Origin of the sequence: Streptomyces sp. NPDC046915 (assembly GCF_040644935.1) — a bacterium.
In the GTDB taxonomy this organism is placed as follows: Bacteria; Actinomycetota; Actinomycetes; order Streptomycetales; family Streptomycetaceae; genus Streptomyces.
This window is the reverse complement of record NZ_JBEYXB010000004.1, coordinates 586,711-601,898: the sequence shown is the minus strand read 5'-3', so window position 1 is coordinate 601,898 and position 15,188 is coordinate 586,711. Positions and strand designations below refer to the sequence as shown.

The following is a 15,188-nucleotide window of genomic DNA, read 5'->3' as shown; positions in this document are numbered from 1 at the left end:
CGGTGCGAAGCGATGCGGTGCGAAGCGATGCGGTGCGGTGCGGCCTGCTGAGCGCGGTATCCGGGCCGGATCAGGCGATGGTGAGCGGCTTGCCGGCCAGGTGGGCCGCGAGCGGGCCGGTCATCCGGGACCGTGCGGGCGGGTGCAGGGACAGCCCGCCTGCGCAGGCGGCGAGATATCCCACCTCGTCCGAGCTCATGAAGTTGAGGCCGCCGAGCAGTTCCACCGCCCGCGGGACCATGCGTGCGAGGGCGTCCTGCACGCAGTACCGGACGCACAGCGAGTCGGCGAGCGCGGACTCGTCCGGGCGGCCCTCGTCGATCCGGCGGGCGATGCCCTCCGCGGCGGACATCGCGCCCTCGGCCTCCACCAGCAGCCGGACCCGCTCGGACTCGGGCACCCGCTCATTGCACAGCACCCGCTCCACCAGCGCGCTGGCGACCCCCAGGTAACTCCCCGTCATCAGCAGCTCGAACCAGACGAAGCCCGCGGTCTGCAGTTCGTCCAGCCCGCCGGCCGGGGCCGAGGTCCGCAGCAGCAGCTCCGGTGGTACCAGGACGTCCGTGAGGGTGACCTGGTCGCTCTCCGCCCCCGCCAGGAACGAGCTGGACCAGAAACCGCTGACGCTCAGGCCCTCGCTCTCGGCGGGCACCAGCGCGACAGCCAGCTCCTCGCCGGTCCCGTCCTCACGGGGCACCATGACGCTCGCGGTGAGCAGGTCCATCGAGCGGGCCAGGCTGCACGGGCGTTTCACACCGCTGATCCGCACCCCGTCGGGCCCCGTCGTGGCGGTCATCGACGGGGACAGGATGCCGGCGCCGGGGCGTCCCTCGGCGAAGCCGGAGGCCACCAGGCGGTTGGCGGAGGCCACGCCTTCGACGAGCATCCACTCCAGGCCGTCGCCGCCGTCGATCAGGCCGACCAGGGTGGCCATGGAGAAATGGTGCATGGTGGTGGCCACGGCCAAGGACGGCGACCTGCTGCCCAGGGCGCGCTGCACCCGCAGGGCGTCCAGGGCGGTGGCGCCCTTCCCCTGGCAGGACTCTGGCGCCACCAGCCCGGGGCCGCCGCTGTCGCGGAAGAGCCGGATGCCCGGGCCGGAGGGGCCCTCCAGCTCCATGAGGGGCACCGCCCGCAGGCCTTCGTCCAGTCCCGGCAACAGCTTCGTCAGAATGGCGCGTTCGCGCTCCAGAAACCTCATGTCCTCCCCTGCTCTGAACGATCCGGTCGAGGGCCCTCCGGCCGGCTCACAACGCCCGGGTGGCGCGCAGCAGTTGCCACACCGCCTTCGGCCCCGGCCGCCCCTGGAAGGCGATGTACTCGGGGAGCACCACGTGGGGCGCCCATTTCTGCTTGTAGTCGAGCTGTGAGGCGGCTGGGTAGATTCGTTCGCCGTGCTCGGCGAGCAGGCGTACACAGCGCGCGAAGGCACGGCTCGCGGACGGCAGTTCATGCTCGTCGGAGAGTCCGGTGAAGGGAGTGAAGCCGAAGTGCAGCCAGCCCTCGCCGTCGGCCGACATCCGCTCCATCGCGGTCGCGTTGAGCGCTTCCATCACTCCTGGCGGAGCGTCCGGGGAGCGTCGGCTGAGGTCGTGGAGCCAGCCCGGCCGGCTGCCGAACACGGGCGAGTAGCTGATGTACCCGACGGCGACCCCGCCGATCCGCCCCAGGAACAGGCGCCGGTACCGCTGAGCGGCTCCGCTCCGCTCGCCCACCAGGAACCGCAGCTCCTTGGTGTGGCGGCCCTTGCCACGAAGCCAGGCCCGGTCGACCGAGTCCAGTTCCCGCTCGGTGGCCTGGTCGACGGGACCTGCCTCGACCACCTCCAGGCCTGCGCGGCGGGCCCTGGATATCTTGTTGCGCAGCCGGACGAAACGTGAGCCGCGCAGCGTGAACCGGGCCAGGTCGACCGCGTACGACGCCCCCAGTTGATTCACCGTGAAACCGTGCGCCGCGTACAACTCGGCGTCCGAGCGCTGTAGTTGCACCGCCACCACCCGGCGTGGACGGGCCTGTCCCACGAAGGCGTCCAGCAGGTCCGCACGCTGCTCGGCCACCGCGAAGGGCCCCGCGAACTGCAGGAGGTGGCGTCCGGACCGGCGGAAGACGCAGGCGCCGTCGAAACGCGGATCCTGGAAGTATTCGTTGCCCTGGTTGAGAGCGAGAAATGAACTCGGATTGTCACTGTGGCGAACCAGGGAATCAAAGACGGACGGCGTCTGCGCCTCTTCGGGAGGCATCGGATCTCCTTCCGGCTGAAGTGGAATACTCCCTCTCGAAATCGGCATACGCCGGATGCGGGTCCGGTTCGAAACGCACACCGAACGGCTTGAGTGAATTGCCGAACAGAGCACGGTCCCCCAGCAGGTGCAGGGGAAGCGCCAGCAGCGCCCATTCCGGTTTCACCAGCACCGCCCACAGTCCGGCGGCCACACCCGCGGTCACCAGGCTGTGCATGGTGTTGTACGCCACGAAGTAGCCGCGCGAGATGCGCCCGTCGCGGCTCCTCCGGAAGGCCACCGCGCCGGGGACGTAGCCGATGACGTCGATGACGGCGAACAGCCCGGCGAAGACCGCCCAGCGTATCTCCGAGAAATGCCGTACGGCGAGCACGGCACACACCGCCAGACCGCCCAGCCATTCCAGTCGCAGCAGGAAGAAGGTGGTTCTTGTTTCGAACCTGTTCTTTGAATCCATGCGCCTCCGCCCTTCACCCTTGTTTACGGGGGATGCGGGGGAAACCCTCGCGCGAAAAACCATGTGTCCAAAGCGACGGACGAGCCGCCCTCCCGCGTAGAGCAGACGACAGCGGCCCACAGGGAGGGATCACGACGTGGCAGGGCACAGAGTCAGGGGCGCGAGGGGTACGGCGGTCGCGGCGGCGGCGATGGCGGCGCTGACCGCGTCACAGGCGCCGGGCGCGGTGCCTGCGCGGGCCGGCGCGCCGGTGGAGCGGCCCGCCGGGCCCGGACCGGGCGTGTCGGGTGACAGCACGTACCGCACGGACCTGCCGCCGCTCACGAGGAGGCACCCGGGCGGTGCGCCGGCGCCGGTCGCCGTGCTGCCCGCGACCGTCTTCGCCGCCTACCGGCAGGCCGAGTCGGAGCTCGCGCGGACCGCGCCCGGCTGCCGGCTCAGGTGGCAGTTGCTCGCGGCGATCGGCCAGGTGGAGTCGGGGCAGGCGGACGGCGGCCGGGTGACCGCGGACGGCACGACCGTGACACCGATCCTGGGTCCGCGCCTGGACGGCGGCGCCTTCGCCGTCGTACGGGACACGGACGACGGGGTGTACGACGGGGACCGGGTGTACGACCGCGCGGTCGGGCCGATGCAGTTCATCCCGTCGACCTGGGACCGCTGGGGCGCCGACGGGAACGGCGACGGGCGGGCCGACCCGGACAACGTGTTCGACGCGGCGTCGGCCGCCGGGCGCTATCTGTGCGCGGGCGGGAGGGATCTGTCCGCCCCGGCCGGGCTCGACGGGGCGATTCTCGGCTACAACCACTCGGAGGCGTATCTGCGGACGGTGCGGGCCTGGTACGCGTACTTCCTGGCGGGCCACCGGGTGGTTCCGGACGGCCCCGCCACGGCGTCGGCACGGCCCTCGGCCCGCCCCGGCACCCCTCGGCCGAGATCCGCGCCGAAGCCGACGCCGTCACCCCGCCCGAGGGCCACCCCCTCCCCGGCACCGCCCTCGCCCGCCCCGTCGACCCCCTCCAACTCCCTTCCAGCGACCGGGAGAACGGCAAAACCCCTGGTCCCCGTACCCGACCCGGCGACCACTCTGCCCACCGGCGACCTGCTGCCCAGCGGCGGTCCGCTGACCAGTAACAGCGGGGACTCGATGGCCTCCACCCCCTCCACAACCGCGGCTACCGGGCGGTAATGTCGCCACCCGCCGGACGGGACGACGCCGGCGGGCGAGCGCGAAGGGGCCCTCATGGCGACGGACATGCCTGCGGACACACCAGCCGCCGACGAGCGTTGGCAGCGCATGTGGAGCCACCGCGAGCAGCTGCTCAAGGTGGCCCGGCGCCGGTCGATGAGCCAGGAGGACGCCGAGGACGCGGTGCACGAGGCGATGCTGCGCGCGGCGGAGCGGCCCGACCTGGACGAGGAGCGGCTCGCCGCCTGGTTGACCACGGTCACGATGCGGCTGTGCGTGGACCGCTACCGGCAGGTCAACCGTGAGGCCGAGGTCCGCACCAGCCCGACCCTGGTCGCGCCCGGACCGGTACCGATCGAGGAGGCCGTGTGCGACCGGGCCGAGGCGAGATGGCTGGCCGTGCGCAGCGGGGAGCTGCCGGCCCGGCAGGCGGAGGCGCTGCGGCTGAAGTCCGAGGACCTGGACGTGAGCCAGGTCGCCGTCCGGATGGGCCTGAGCTACCGGACCGTCGAATCGCTCCTCGCGCGGGCGCGGCGGACGCTGCGGAACTCGCTGGCCGCGACCCTCGGGTTCGCCGCGTTCCTCGTCGGGCGGCTGCGGGCCAGCGGCAAGGCGCAGGCGGTGGCGGCCGCGTCGACGGCGGCGACCCTGGCGGTGGCGGGGTTCGTACTGCCGTACGCACTGCACGGGGACCCGCCGGGTACGACACCCCTGCCCGCCTCGTCTCCCGTGTCCGGGAACGCCCGAGCCGTACGACCCGACGGCACGGGCCGGCCGTCCGCCCCGGCCGTCCGCGAACTGTCGGCCGCCTCGCCCGGCCGGGCGACGCCGTCGGCCGGCGCCCGCGACCGGTCGCTGCTGCCGCTGTCCGTGCCGCCCCTGCCCGCGGCCTCGCTGTCGCCGGTGCCGACGGTCCCCGGGGTGCCGTCCGTCCCGGCGGTCCCGAGCGTGTCCGAGCTGCCGGGCGTGCCGAGTCCGCCCACGCTGCCGGACCCCTCCACGGCCCCGACGACGCTGCCGCCCGTCACCGAGGCTCCCGTCGGCGTACCGAGCCCGACCCCGCTGCCGTAGGCCCTCGAAAAAGTTCCCCTCTCCCGCGACGGACCCCCGCCCTTCCCCCGTAGAGCAGATGTCGGAGCTGCTCCACGGGCCGAAAGGTGGACCGGATGGGTGTGGAGATCTGTGTGGAAGGGCTGACCAAGTCCTTCGGTCACCAGGTCATCTGGCAGGACGTCTCGCTGACGCTGCCCGCCGGGGAGGTCTCGGTCATGCTCGGCCCCTCGGGCACGGGCAAATCGGTCTTCCTCAAGACGCTCGTGGGACTGCTGAGGCCGGACCGGGGCTCGGTGAAGGTCGCGGGGCGGGACATCACCAGGCTCCGTGAGCACGAGCTGTACGAGGTGCGCAAGCTCTTCGGCGTGCTGTTCCAGGACGGCGCCCTGTTCGGCTCGATGAACCTGTACGACAACATCGCCTTCCCCCTGCGCGAGCACACCCGCAAGCCCGAGAGCCAGATCCGGCGCATCGTGCTGGAGAAGATGGACATGGTCGGGCTGATCGGCTCCGAGGGGAAGCTGCCCGGCGAGATCTCCGGCGGGATGCGCAAGCGGGCCGGTCTCGCCCGCGCCCTCGTCCTCGACCCCGAGATCATCCTGTTCGACGAACCCGACTCCGGCCTCGACCCGGTACGCGTCGCCTATCTCAACCAGCTCATCGTCGACCTCAACGCCCAGATCGACGCGACCTTCCTGATCGTCACGCACGACATCGCCTCGGCCCGCCAGGTGCCGGACAACATCGGCCTGCTGTTCAGACGCGAGCTGGTCATGTTCGGGCCGCGCGAGGAGCTGCTGACCAGTGACGAGCCGGTGGTCCGGCAGTTCCTGAACGGCCGGATGCAAGGCCCCATCGGCATGGCGGAGGAGAAGGACGCGGCCCAGGTCGAGCAGGAGCTGGCCGCGCTCGGCGACGGCGAGAGCGCACAGTCCCCCGGCAGCCGGGCTCTGACTCCCCGCCTGCTGCCGGGACCGGCCATCACCCGGCCGCCCCGCTGGGAGGCGATCGCACGGCACGAGGCCGAGCTGCGCCGCCGGAAGGCGGTGGCCGACGCATGAGACTGTCACCGACCGGAGCGCTGCGGCAGTCGGGGAACCTGTTCGCGATGGCGCTGGACGTCATCCGGACGATGCCCCGACGGCCTTTCCAGGCAAGGGAGTTCATCCAGCAGGCCTGGTTCGTCGCGAGCGTCACCATCCTCCCCACGGCCCTGGTGTCCATCCCCTTCGGCGCGGTGATCGCGCTCCAGATCGGCAGCCTGACCCGGCAGCTCGGCGCCCAGTCCTTCTCCGGGGCCGCCTCGGTGCTGGCGGTGCTGCGGGAGGCGTCGCCGATCGTCACCGCGCTGCTGATCGCGGGCGCCGGCGGCACGGCGATCTGCGCGGATCTGGGGGCGCGGAAGATCCGCGAGGAGATCGACGCGATGCGGGTGCTGGGCATCGACCCGATCCACCGGCTGGTCGTGCCGCGCGTGCTGGCCTCGATGGTGGTGGCCGTGCTGCTCAACGGCCTGGTGTCGGTGGTCGGTGTGGCGGGCGGCTACTTCTTCAACGTGGTGCTCCAGCACGGCACGCCCGGCGCCTACCTGGCGTCCTTCACCACCCTCGCCCAGCTCCCCGACCTGTGGGCGGCGGAGACCAAGGCGCTGCTGTTCGGGGCGATCGCGGCCGTCGTCGCCTCGTACAAGGGGCTCAACGCGAAGGGCGGGCCGAAGGGTGTGGGCGACGCCGTGAACCAGTCGGTGGTGATCACCTTCATGTTGCTGTTCGTGACGAACTTCGTGATGACCGCGGTGTACTTCCAGGTCGTCCCGCAGAGGGGCTGAGGCATGACGCTGTTGAAAGGTCTGGAGGAGCTGGGCGGCCAGCTCTCCTTCTACGGCCGCTCGCTCGCGTGGACCGGCCGCACGCTGCGCCGCTACAAGAAGGAGGTCCTGCGGCTGCTCGCCGAGGTGAGCTTCGGCCGGGGCGCCCTCGCCGTCGTCGGCGGCACGGTCGGGGTGATCGCCTTCCTGTCGTTCTTCACCGGCACGGAGGTGGGCCTCCAGGGGTACGCCGCGCTCAACCAGCTCGGTACCTCCAACTTCGTGGCGTTCCTGTCGGCGTACTTCAACACCCGGGAGATCGCCCCGCTGGTGGCCGGACTCGCGCTGTCCGCGACGGTCGGCGCGGGGTTCACCGCCCAGCTCGGCGCGATGCGGATCAGCGAGGAGACGGACGCACTGGAAGTGATGGGCGTGCCCTCGCTGCCGTTCCTGGTGACCACCCGGATGATCGCCGGCTTCGTCGCCGTGGTCCCGCTGTACGTGATCGGGCTGCTGTCCTCGTACCTCGCGGCCCGCACCATCACCACCGGCTACTACGGGCAGTCGGCGGGCACCTACGACCACTACTTCCAGCAGTACCTGCCGCCGGTCGACGTGCTGTGGTCCTTCGGGAAGGTGCTGGTCTTCGCCGTCCTGATCATCCTGGTCCACTGCTACTACGGCTACCACGCGAGCGGCGGCCCGGCCGGTGTCGGCGTCGCGGTGGGGCGCGCCGTGCGGACCTCGATCGTCGCGATCAACGTCCTGGACTTCTTCCTGTCACTGGCGATCTGGGGCGCCAACACGACCGTGCGGATCGCGGGGTGAGCCGTATGAGAGTGCTGAGACTGCGGTTGTACGGCGTGCTGTTCATCGCCGTGCTCGCCCTGCTGCTGTCGCTGTCGGTCGCCGTCTACCGGCAGGTGTTCACCCCGGCCGTACGGATCGAACTCCAGGCCGACAGCCTCGGCAGCCAGCTCGACCCGATGGCCGACGTCAAGCTGCGCGGGCTGCTGGTCGGCGAGGTGCGCGAGGTGCACGCCGACGGGCGGAAGGCGACGCTCGACATCGCGCTCAAGCCGGAGTACGTCGCCGACATCCCCTCCGACGTGCGTGCGCGCCTGCTGCCCAAGACGCTGTTCGGCGAGAAGTACGTCGACCTGGTCCCGCCCGCGCACGCGGGCTCCTCGGCCGTTCCTCCCATCCGTGCCGGTGACGTCATCACCCAGGACCGCACCCGCGTCGGCATCGAGCTGCAGCGGCTGATGAACGATCTGCTGCCGCTGCTGCGGACCGTGCAGCCCGGCAAGCTCAACGCCACGCTCTCCGCCTTCGCCACCGCACTCGAGGGACGCGGCGACCGCATCGGCGACAACCTCACGCGCGTGCAGGCCTATCTGCACCGCCTCAATCCTCATCTGCCGTCCCTCACCGAGGACTTCGCACGCCTGGCCGATGTCGCCGAGATCTACGGCGACGCGGCGCCGGACCTGATGGAGATCCTGCGCAACACCGTCACCACCAGCCGCACCCTGGTCGAGCAGCAAGGCCGCATCGCGTCCGCGCTCACCACGACGGCCGGCACGGCCGGCACCGCGCGGGACTTCCTCGACACCAACGGCGACCGGCTGATCACCCTGGGCCGGGTCTCCCGTCCCACGCTGGAGCTCTTCGCCCGCTACTCGCCCGAGTACCCCTGTCTCCTCGCGGGCCTGGTCCACGAGGAGCAGGCCTCCGAGCAGGCGTTCCGCGGCGGCAAGATGCACATCACGCTGGAGGTGGTGCGCCCGCAGGGGGCGTACCGGCCCGGTGAGGAGCCCCGCTACGCCGACCGGTCGGGGCCGGACTGCCGCGACCTGCCGCACCCTTCCGTGCCGGCGCCGGGTGTGCGTCTCGACGACGGTTCGGGGAAGCCGGGTTCGACCGCTCCGCCCGGCGTCTCGGCCACCCGGGCCGAACAGCGTGCCGTCGGCTCGCTCGTGTCGCCCGTGCTGGGCGTGGCCGCCGACGAGGTGCCGCCGGTCACGACGCTGTTGTTCGGGCCGATGGCGCGCGGGACGGCGGTGAGCGTCGCATGAGGACCGCAGGAGCCCGGCAGACCGCCGCCCCGCTGATCAAGTTCAGCCTCTTCGCGCTGGTGACGATCCTGGCGACGGCGCTGCTCGCCGCGACGATCGTCAATGTCTCCCTCACCCCCGAGCACACGTACCGCGCGGTGTTCAGCGACGTCACCGGCCTGGAGAAGGGCGACGACATCCGGGTGGCGGGGGTGCGGGTCGGCGAGGTCGAGGGCATCCGGATCAAGGACCGGACGCTGGCGGAGATCACCTTCAGCGTCGGCGCGGACCGGCCGCTGCTCACCGGCACGCACGCGGTCATCCGCTACCGGAACCTGGTGGGGCAGCGGTACGTCGCCCTGACCGAGGGCGCCGGCGACGGCACCCGGCTGAAGCCCGGCGCCACCATCCCGTTGAAGCGCACCCAGCCCGCCCTGGACCTCAACGCGCTGCTGAACGGCTTCAAACCGCTGTTCGCCGCACTCAGCCCCACGGACGTCAACCAGCTGGCCACCGAGATCATCAAGACACTTCAGGGCGAGGGCGGCACCGTGAACAGCCTTCTGGTGCACACCGCCTCGCTCACCACGACACTGGCCGACCGCGACAAGCTGATCGGCTCGGTGATCGACAACCTCAACACCGTGCTGAAGACGCTGGACAAGCGTGGCACCCGCTTCTCCCAGCTGCTGGGGCAGCTGCGCCGGGTGATCTCGGGGCTGTCCGCCGACCGCAAGCCCATCGGTCAGTCGCTGGTGGGCATCGGCGACCTGACGGATGCCACCTCGGGACTGCTGAAGGACGCGCGGCCGCCGTTGAAGGACGACATCGCCGGGCTGACCGGTCTCACCGGAACGCTGAACGGCAACGAGAAGACCGTGGAGGGCGTGCTGAAGCGGCTGCCGAGCAAGCTCGACGCACTGACGGGGGCCGCGTCCTACGGCTCGTGGTTCAACTTCTACCTCTGCGACTTCGACGGCCGGATCGTGCTGCCGAAGACGAAGCAGGTGCTCACCCCCGATCTGCACGTGGCGAGGGCGAGGTGCGGCGCATGACCCGCAGGAAGCGCCCGGAACCACTGTTCAGGGTGCGTATCGACCCGCCGAGGCTGCCGAGGCCACGGCTGCCTCGCAGGGCGCCCCGCCCCGGGAAACCGCAGCCGCTGGTGAAGGTGCGCATCGAGCCGCCCCGGATACGGCTTCCGCGGATCCGGCGTCCCCGCCCGGTCCCGTTCCGCGACCGCAACCCCGTGGTGATCGGTGCCGTCGGCCTCACCGTCCTCGCGCTGCTGACCGTGGCCGCGTTCAACGCCGACAGCCTGCCGTTCATCGGCGACGGCAGGACGTACAGCGCGGCCTTCTCGGAGGCGGGCGGCCTCAAGCCCGGGGACGAGGTGCGGATCGCCGGCGTGAAGGTCGGCAAGGTCGAGGACGTCGACCTGGACGGCGACCACGTCAAAGTCACCTTCAAGGTGAAAGGTGACCCGCGGTTCGGCACGGAGACCGGTGCGTCGATCAGGGTCAGGACGATCCTCGGCGCCAAGTACCTCGCGCTGCGTCCCGAGGGGCCGGGGCAGTTGAAGCCCGGCAGCGAGATCCCGCTGGGGCGGACGGTCGCGGCGTACGACGTCGTGCAGGCGTTCAGCGACCTGACCACGACCTCGGAGAAGGTCGACACCGGCCGGCTGGCGAAGGCCCTGGACACGATCTCCACCACCTTCCAGGACTCGCCCACCGAGGTACGGGCGTCCATCAAGGGCCTGTCGCGGATCTCCCGGACGGTGGCCTCGCGGGACAAGGCCCTCGGCGAACTCCTCGACCACGCGAACGGCACCACGGGCGTGCTGGCCGACCGCTCGAAGGACTTCACCGCCCTGGTCGACGACGGCGACAAGCTGTTCCAGGAGATCAGCAAGCGGCGCAAGGCGATCCACAGGCTGCTGAAGACCTCCGCCGCGCTCGGCATCGAGCTCTCCGGCCTGGTCGAGGACAACGACAAGGAGATCGGGCCCGCGCTGGGGGGCCTGAACCACGTGGTGCAGATGCTCGAACGCAACCAGACCAGTCTGGACCGCAGCGTCAAGCTGCTCGCCCCCTATGTGCGGGTCTTCACCAACACCCTCGGCAACGGCCGTTGGTTCGACTCCTACGTCCAGAACCTCGTCGCCGCTCCGGTGGCGCCGCGGACGGGAGGGGCCCGATGAGGAGAATGCAAAGACGCCTGGCCCTGCTCACCGCGCTGGCCCTGGTCGCCACCCTCGGCTACGTGCTGTGGCCACGCCCCGAGCCGGTGCACGTCACCGCGTACTTCCCGCGCACCGTCGGCATCTACCCCGGCTCCGACGTCCGCGTCCTCGGCGTGCGGATCGGCGAGGTCGAGAAGATCACGCCCGAAGGCGGCCGGGTGCGGGTGGAGCTGCGGTACGACGCGGGGCGCAGGGTCCCCGCGGGCGCCAAGGCCGCGATCATCAACTCCTCGGTGGTCAGCGACCGTTACGTGCAGCTGCTGCCGGTGTACCGCAAGGGTCCGGTGCTCCGCGACGGCGCCGTCATCCCCGAGTCGCGCACCGCCGTACCCGTCGAACTCGACCGCGTCTTCGACAGCCTGCACACCACGGCCGAGGCGCTCGGCCCCCAGGGCGCCAACAAGGACGGATCCCTGTCACGGCTGCTCAAGGTGAGCGCCGGCAACCTCGACGGGCAGGGCACGAACCTCAACCGGACGGTCCAGGACCTCTCGCAGGCGGTCACCACACTGTCCGACGGCCGCACCGACCTGTTCGGCACGGTGCGCAACCTCCAGGTGTTCACGGCGGCGCTGGCCGCCGACGACAAGGGCGTGCGGTCCTTCGACACCAGCCTCGCCGGCGTCGCGAAGCAGCTCTCGGGCGAGCGCAAGGATCTCGCGGCCGCGCTCACGAACCTGGGTACGGCGCTCGGCGACGTGGCCGCCTTCGTGAAGAAGAACAAGAAGTCGCTGACCTCGAACGTGCGGGGCCTCAGCAAGGTGACCAAGGTGCTCGTCACCCAACGGGCCGCACTGGACGAGCTGTTGCGAGTCGCCCCGACAGGCCTGTCGAACCTGAACGACGCCTACAACCCGTCCGCCGGCACCCTCGACACCCGCAACAACGCCCAGCAGGCACAGGACCCGGCGTCGCTGCTGTGCTCGGTGCTGAGGACCACCGGCGACGAGGGCGGCAAGAACCCCGACTGCAAGGAGCTGAAGAAACTCTTCGACTCCCTGCCCGAGGTGCCGGAGGGCTCCGCGGTGACGGGCACGACCGACCGGACGCTCGGCGGGATCCTGGGGGCGAGCGCATGAACCTGCGACGCAAGAGCGGGGCGATCGCCTGGGCGGCGGTCGGTTCGCTGCTGCTGTCCGGCTGCGGGTTCAACGGCTGGTACGACATCCCGCTGCCCGGCGGCGCCGCCGCGGACGGCCACGCGTACCACGTCACCGTCGAGTTCCGCGACGTCCTCGACCTGGTGCCGCAGTCGGCGGTGAAGGTCGACGACGTCACCGTGGGCGCGGTCGAGAAGGTGCGGCTGGACGGCTGGCACGCGCGGGTACGGCTGCGGGTCGCCGACTCGGTGAAACTGCCCGCCAACGCGGTCGCCGAGCTGCGGCAGACCAGTCTGCTCGGCGAGAAGTACGTGGCGCTCGCCGCCCCGGCCGGCACCGCCGCGGTGGGCCGGCTTCGCGACGGCGACCGCATCCCCCTGTCCCGCAGTGGCCGCAACCCGGAGGTCGAGGAGGTGCTGAGCGCGCTGTCCGCCCTGCTCAACGGCGGTGGCGTGGCCCAGCTCAAGACGATCACCGTCGAGCTGAACAAGGCCTTGGACGGCCGGGAGAACCGGGTGCGGTCCCTGCTGAAGGAGCTGAACACCTTCATCGGTGGCCTGGACGACCAACGCGGGGACATCGTCCACGCGATCAAGGCCGTCGACCGGCTCGCGGGACGGCTCGGGAAGGAGAAGAAGACCATCGCCAAGGCCGTCGACACCATGCCGCCCGCGCTGAAGGTCCTCGCCGGCCAGCGGCGCGATCTGACGAAGATGCTCACCGCCCTGTCGAAGCTCGGCAAGACGGGCACCAAGGTGGTCACCGCCTCGCACGACGACACGGTGGCCGACCTCGAACAGCTCCGGCCGATCCTGCGGCAGCTGAACAAGGCGGGCAGCGACCTGCCCAACTCCCTCGAACTGCTCACCACCTACCCGTTCCCGCGCAACGCCGCGGACGCCGTCAAGGGCGACTACGTCAACCTCCACATCACCGCCGACCTCGACCTGGCCGACCTCTACGGCAACCTGACGGACGGCGGCTCCGGCAAGCACGAAGGCCGTTCCCAGGGCCCCGGCACCCCGGGCGTGCCGGATCTCCCCGACGTCCCGGACCTGCCGAGCGTCCCGACACCGACCGCGCTGCCCAGCGCACCGAGCCTGCCGTCGTCGCCCCCCGTGCCGTCGGCCCCCTCGGGCGGCGGCGGGCCGCTGTGCCCGCCGGTGTGCACCAGCGCCTACACCACCGGCGCGAAGGTGCCCGAAGGGATCGACCTCGCACTGGCCGAACTGATGCTGAAGGGGGTCCAGCCGTGATCACCCGTACGGTCAAGGCGCAGTTGCTCGCCTTCGCCGCCATCACCGCCGTCGGGGTGTCGTACGTCGGCGCCGAGTACACCGGCCTGGTGGACGACGTCCTGGACCGCGGCTACACGGTGCGGGCCGACTTCGCCGACTCCGGGGGCGTCTTCCCCGGCGCCGAGGTCACCTACCGCGGGGTGCCGGTCGGCCGCGTCGGCCCGCTGCGGCTGACCGGCGCCACCGGCGTCTCGGTCGCCCTCGACATCGACGACGGGGCGCCCCGCATCCCCGCGGACACCCTCGCGGTGGTGGCGGACCGTTCGGCGGTGGGCGAGCAGTACGTCGACCTCCAGCCGCGTACGTCCAAGGGACCGTACCTCCTCGACGGCAGCACCATCCCGCGCGGCAGCACCCGCGTACCGCTGCCCACCACGGACCTCGTGCTCAGCCTGGACCGGCTGGTGAACTCGGTCGGCAAGGACGATCTGCGGGTCACCGTCGACGAGTTGGGCAAGGCGTTCGCCGGCACCGGACCGGACCTGAGCCGGCTGGTGGACTCGGGCGACGCGCTCGTCGAGTCGGCGTCCGAGTCGCTGCCTCAGACGGTCTCGCTGATCGAGGACTCGCGGAAGGTCCTGAAGACGCAGGCCGACCAGGGCTCGTCGATCAAGTCGTTCGCACACGATCTTTCCCTGCTCACCGCGCAGTTGAAGTCGAGCGACGGCGATCTGCGCAAGCTGATCGGCAACACCGCGCCGGCCGCGCAGCAGGTCGACTCGCTGCTGAGGTCGACCGGGCCCCGGCTGTCGGTCCTGCTGGCCAACCTGATCAGCGGCGGCCAGGTCACGCTGGCCCGTCTGCCCGGTGTGGAGCAGGCCCTCGTCACCTTCCCGGCGCTGGTGTCCGGCAGCTACACGGTCGTGCCGGGCGACGGCACCACCCACTTCGGGCTGGTGGTGAACGCCGACGACCCGCCGCCGTGCACCCAGGGGTACGGCACGAGCCGGCGGGATCCCTCCGACACGAGCACGCGCGAGGCGAACACCGACGCGCGCTGCGCGGCCCCGCGCGGCGGCAGGACGTCGGTGCGGGGCGCCCAGAACGCCCCGGGCGCGGGGGCCGCGTCCGGCGGTGCGAACCAGGCGGCGTACGTCACGCCGTACGACCCGGAGACCGGCACCGCGACCGGCCCGGACGGAAGGCCCGTCGAGATCGGCTCGACGGGCGGCCAGCGGACGGTGTTCGGAAAGGAGTCGTGGCAATGGCTGCTCGTTGGACCGATGGAATGAGCGGGGCCCTGTCGGGCAGGGCCGTGCCGGTGGGGCTCGCTGTGGCGACCCTGCTCACGACGGCGCTGACGGTCTGGCTGGGCCTCCGCCTGGACCAGCAGCACGAGACGGCACAGCGGCGCCAGGACGTCCTGGCCGCGGCCCGCCAGTCGGCGCTGAACTTCACCTCGCTCGACTACCGGCACTACGACCGGGACAGCACGAACGTCCTCAAGGGCGCCACCGGCGACTTCAAGAAGCAGTTCACCGCGCAGACGGCACAGCTGACCAAGCTCGTCGCCGAGAACAAGTCCGTGTCCGAGGGACAGGTCCTCGACGCCGGCATCGTCCGGTCGGACGCCCGCTCTGCACGCGTTCTGGTGGTCGCCGACAGCAAGGTGACCAACACCGCCGTGCCCAAGGGGGAGGCCCGCACCTATCGGCTGCAGCTCGACCTGGTGCACCAGGGCGGGCGCTGGCTGACCTCCGACGTCGAGTTCGTGGGCTGACCGGCACCACCAGTGAGGAGTA

At 71.2% G+C, this 15,188-nt stretch carries 15 protein-coding genes; 12 read left to right on the top strand and 3 right to left on the bottom strand.

Annotation, left to right across the window (positions count from 1 at the left end; genetic code table 11):
* Positions 1-70 precede the first annotated feature (70 nt).
* From ABZ915_RS13885 to ABZ915_RS13875, 3 genes are read right to left on the bottom strand one after another with little or no spacing between them, the layout of a single operon-like run.
* A complete protein-coding gene (locus ABZ915_RS13885) occupies positions 71-1,201 on the bottom strand; it encodes an acyl-CoA dehydrogenase family protein (RefSeq protein WP_361800904.1) in 1,131 nt (376 codons plus the stop codon).
* Positions 1,202-1,247: 46 nt separating this feature from the next.
* On the bottom strand, positions 1,248-2,240 hold the full coding sequence (locus tag ABZ915_RS13880) for a DUF2156 domain-containing protein (protein WP_361800902.1): 993 nt from the start codon (positions 2,238-2,240) through the stop codon (positions 1,248-1,250).
* On the bottom strand, positions 2,203-2,697 hold the full coding sequence (locus tag ABZ915_RS13875; protein ID WP_361800899.1) for a hypothetical protein: 495 nt from the start codon (positions 2,695-2,697) through the stop codon (positions 2,203-2,205). The genes ABZ915_RS13880 and ABZ915_RS13875 overlap by 38 nt, the downstream gene beginning before the upstream one ends.
* 190 nt (positions 2,698-2,887) lie before the next feature.
* On the opposite strand from ABZ915_RS13875, the gene ABZ915_RS13870 reads away from it, so the two are divergent.
* The 12 genes from ABZ915_RS13870 (at position 2,888) to ABZ915_RS13815 (ending at position 15,166) form a co-directional block, all read left to right on the top strand.
* Entirely contained in the window at positions 2,888-3,886 is a 999-nt protein-coding gene (locus ABZ915_RS13870; RefSeq protein WP_361801015.1) for a lytic transglycosylase domain-containing protein, read from the top strand.
* Positions 3,887-3,940: 54 nt separating this feature from the next.
* Entirely contained in the window at positions 3,941-4,957 is a 1,017-nt protein-coding gene (locus ABZ915_RS13865; RefSeq protein ID WP_361800896.1) for a sigma-70 family RNA polymerase sigma factor, read from the top strand.
* 95 nt (positions 4,958-5,052) lie between these two features.
* A complete protein-coding gene (locus ABZ915_RS13860; RefSeq protein WP_361800893.1) occupies positions 5,053-6,000 on the top strand; it encodes an ABC transporter ATP-binding protein in 948 nt (315 codons plus the stop codon).
* Positions 5,997-6,767 carry an ABC transporter permease gene (locus ABZ915_RS13855; protein ID WP_361800890.1) on the top strand — a complete coding sequence of 257 codons (771 nt, stop codon included), beginning with the start codon at positions 5,997-5,999 and terminating at the stop codon, positions 6,765-6,767. Before ABZ915_RS13860 ends, ABZ915_RS13855 begins: the two co-directional genes overlap by 4 nt.
* A gap of 3 nt (positions 6,768-6,770) precedes the next feature.
* Positions 6,771-7,574, top strand: coding sequence for an ABC transporter permease (locus tag ABZ915_RS13850; RefSeq protein WP_361800887.1), 804 nt, complete (start codon positions 6,771-6,773; stop codon positions 7,572-7,574).
* 5 nt (positions 7,575-7,579) lie between these two features.
* Positions 7,580-8,824, top strand: coding sequence for an MCE family protein (locus ABZ915_RS13845; protein ID WP_361800884.1), 1,245 nt, complete (start codon positions 7,580-7,582; stop codon positions 8,822-8,824).
* Positions 8,821-9,858, top strand: coding sequence for an MlaD family protein (locus tag ABZ915_RS13840; protein ID WP_361800881.1), 1,038 nt, complete (start codon positions 8,821-8,823; stop codon positions 9,856-9,858). The genes ABZ915_RS13845 and ABZ915_RS13840 overlap by 4 nt, the downstream gene beginning before the upstream one ends.
* Entirely contained in the window at positions 9,855-11,006 is a 1,152-nt protein-coding gene (locus ABZ915_RS13835; protein ID WP_361800878.1) for an MCE family protein, read from the top strand. The genes ABZ915_RS13840 and ABZ915_RS13835 overlap by 4 nt, the downstream gene beginning before the upstream one ends.
* Complete coding sequence (locus tag ABZ915_RS13830) at positions 11,003-12,127, top strand: MCE family protein (RefSeq protein WP_361800876.1); 1,125 nt, start codon at positions 11,003-11,005, stop codon at positions 12,125-12,127. Before ABZ915_RS13835 ends, ABZ915_RS13830 begins: the two co-directional genes overlap by 4 nt.
* Complete coding sequence (locus ABZ915_RS13825; RefSeq protein ID WP_361800873.1) at positions 12,124-13,404, top strand: MCE family protein; 1,281 nt, start codon at positions 12,124-12,126, stop codon at positions 13,402-13,404. The genes ABZ915_RS13830 and ABZ915_RS13825 overlap by 4 nt, the downstream gene beginning before the upstream one ends.
* Entirely contained in the window at positions 13,401-14,678 is a 1,278-nt protein-coding gene (locus tag ABZ915_RS13820; RefSeq protein WP_361800870.1) for an MlaD family protein, read from the top strand. Before ABZ915_RS13825 ends, ABZ915_RS13820 begins: the two co-directional genes overlap by 4 nt.
* The gene (locus ABZ915_RS13815; protein WP_361800867.1) at positions 14,651-15,166 is read left to right on the top strand and encodes a hypothetical protein; all 516 of its coding nucleotides are present in this window, start codon (positions 14,651-14,653) and stop codon (positions 15,164-15,166) included. Before ABZ915_RS13820 ends, ABZ915_RS13815 begins: the two co-directional genes overlap by 28 nt.
* The last annotated feature ends 22 nt before the right edge of the window (positions 15,167-15,188 follow it).

Coding starts and splice junctions, on each gene's coding strand:
- ABZ915_RS13885 (WP_361800904.1), bottom strand. CDS start 1,201: ATGAGGTTTCTGGAGCGCGAACGCGCCATTCTGACGAAGCTGTTGCCG.
- ABZ915_RS13880 (WP_361800902.1), bottom strand. CDS start 2,240: ATGCCTCCCGAAGAGGCGCAGACGCCGTCCGTCTTTGATTCCCTGGTT.
- ABZ915_RS13875 (WP_361800899.1), bottom strand. CDS start 2,697: ATGGATTCAAAGAACAGGTTCGAAACAAGAACCACCTTCTTCCTGCTG.
- ABZ915_RS13870 (WP_361801015.1), top strand. CDS start 2,888: ATGGCGGCGCTGACCGCGTCACAGGCGCCGGGCGCGGTGCCTGCGCGG.
- ABZ915_RS13865 (WP_361800896.1), top strand. CDS start 3,941: ATGGCGACGGACATGCCTGCGGACACACCAGCCGCCGACGAGCGTTGG.
- ABZ915_RS13860 (WP_361800893.1), top strand. CDS start 5,053: ATGGGTGTGGAGATCTGTGTGGAAGGGCTGACCAAGTCCTTCGGTCAC.
- ABZ915_RS13855 (WP_361800890.1), top strand. CDS start 5,997: ATGAGACTGTCACCGACCGGAGCGCTGCGGCAGTCGGGGAACCTGTTC.
- ABZ915_RS13850 (WP_361800887.1), top strand. CDS start 6,771: ATGACGCTGTTGAAAGGTCTGGAGGAGCTGGGCGGCCAGCTCTCCTTC.
- ABZ915_RS13845 (WP_361800884.1), top strand. CDS start 7,580: ATGAGAGTGCTGAGACTGCGGTTGTACGGCGTGCTGTTCATCGCCGTG.
- ABZ915_RS13840 (WP_361800881.1), top strand. CDS start 8,821: ATGAGGACCGCAGGAGCCCGGCAGACCGCCGCCCCGCTGATCAAGTTC.
- ABZ915_RS13835 (WP_361800878.1), top strand. CDS start 9,855: ATGACCCGCAGGAAGCGCCCGGAACCACTGTTCAGGGTGCGTATCGAC.
- ABZ915_RS13830 (WP_361800876.1), top strand. CDS start 11,003: ATGAGGAGAATGCAAAGACGCCTGGCCCTGCTCACCGCGCTGGCCCTG.
- ABZ915_RS13825 (WP_361800873.1), top strand. CDS start 12,124: ATGAACCTGCGACGCAAGAGCGGGGCGATCGCCTGGGCGGCGGTCGGT.
- ABZ915_RS13815 (WP_361800867.1), top strand. CDS start 14,651: ATGGCTGCTCGTTGGACCGATGGAATGAGCGGGGCCCTGTCGGGCAGG.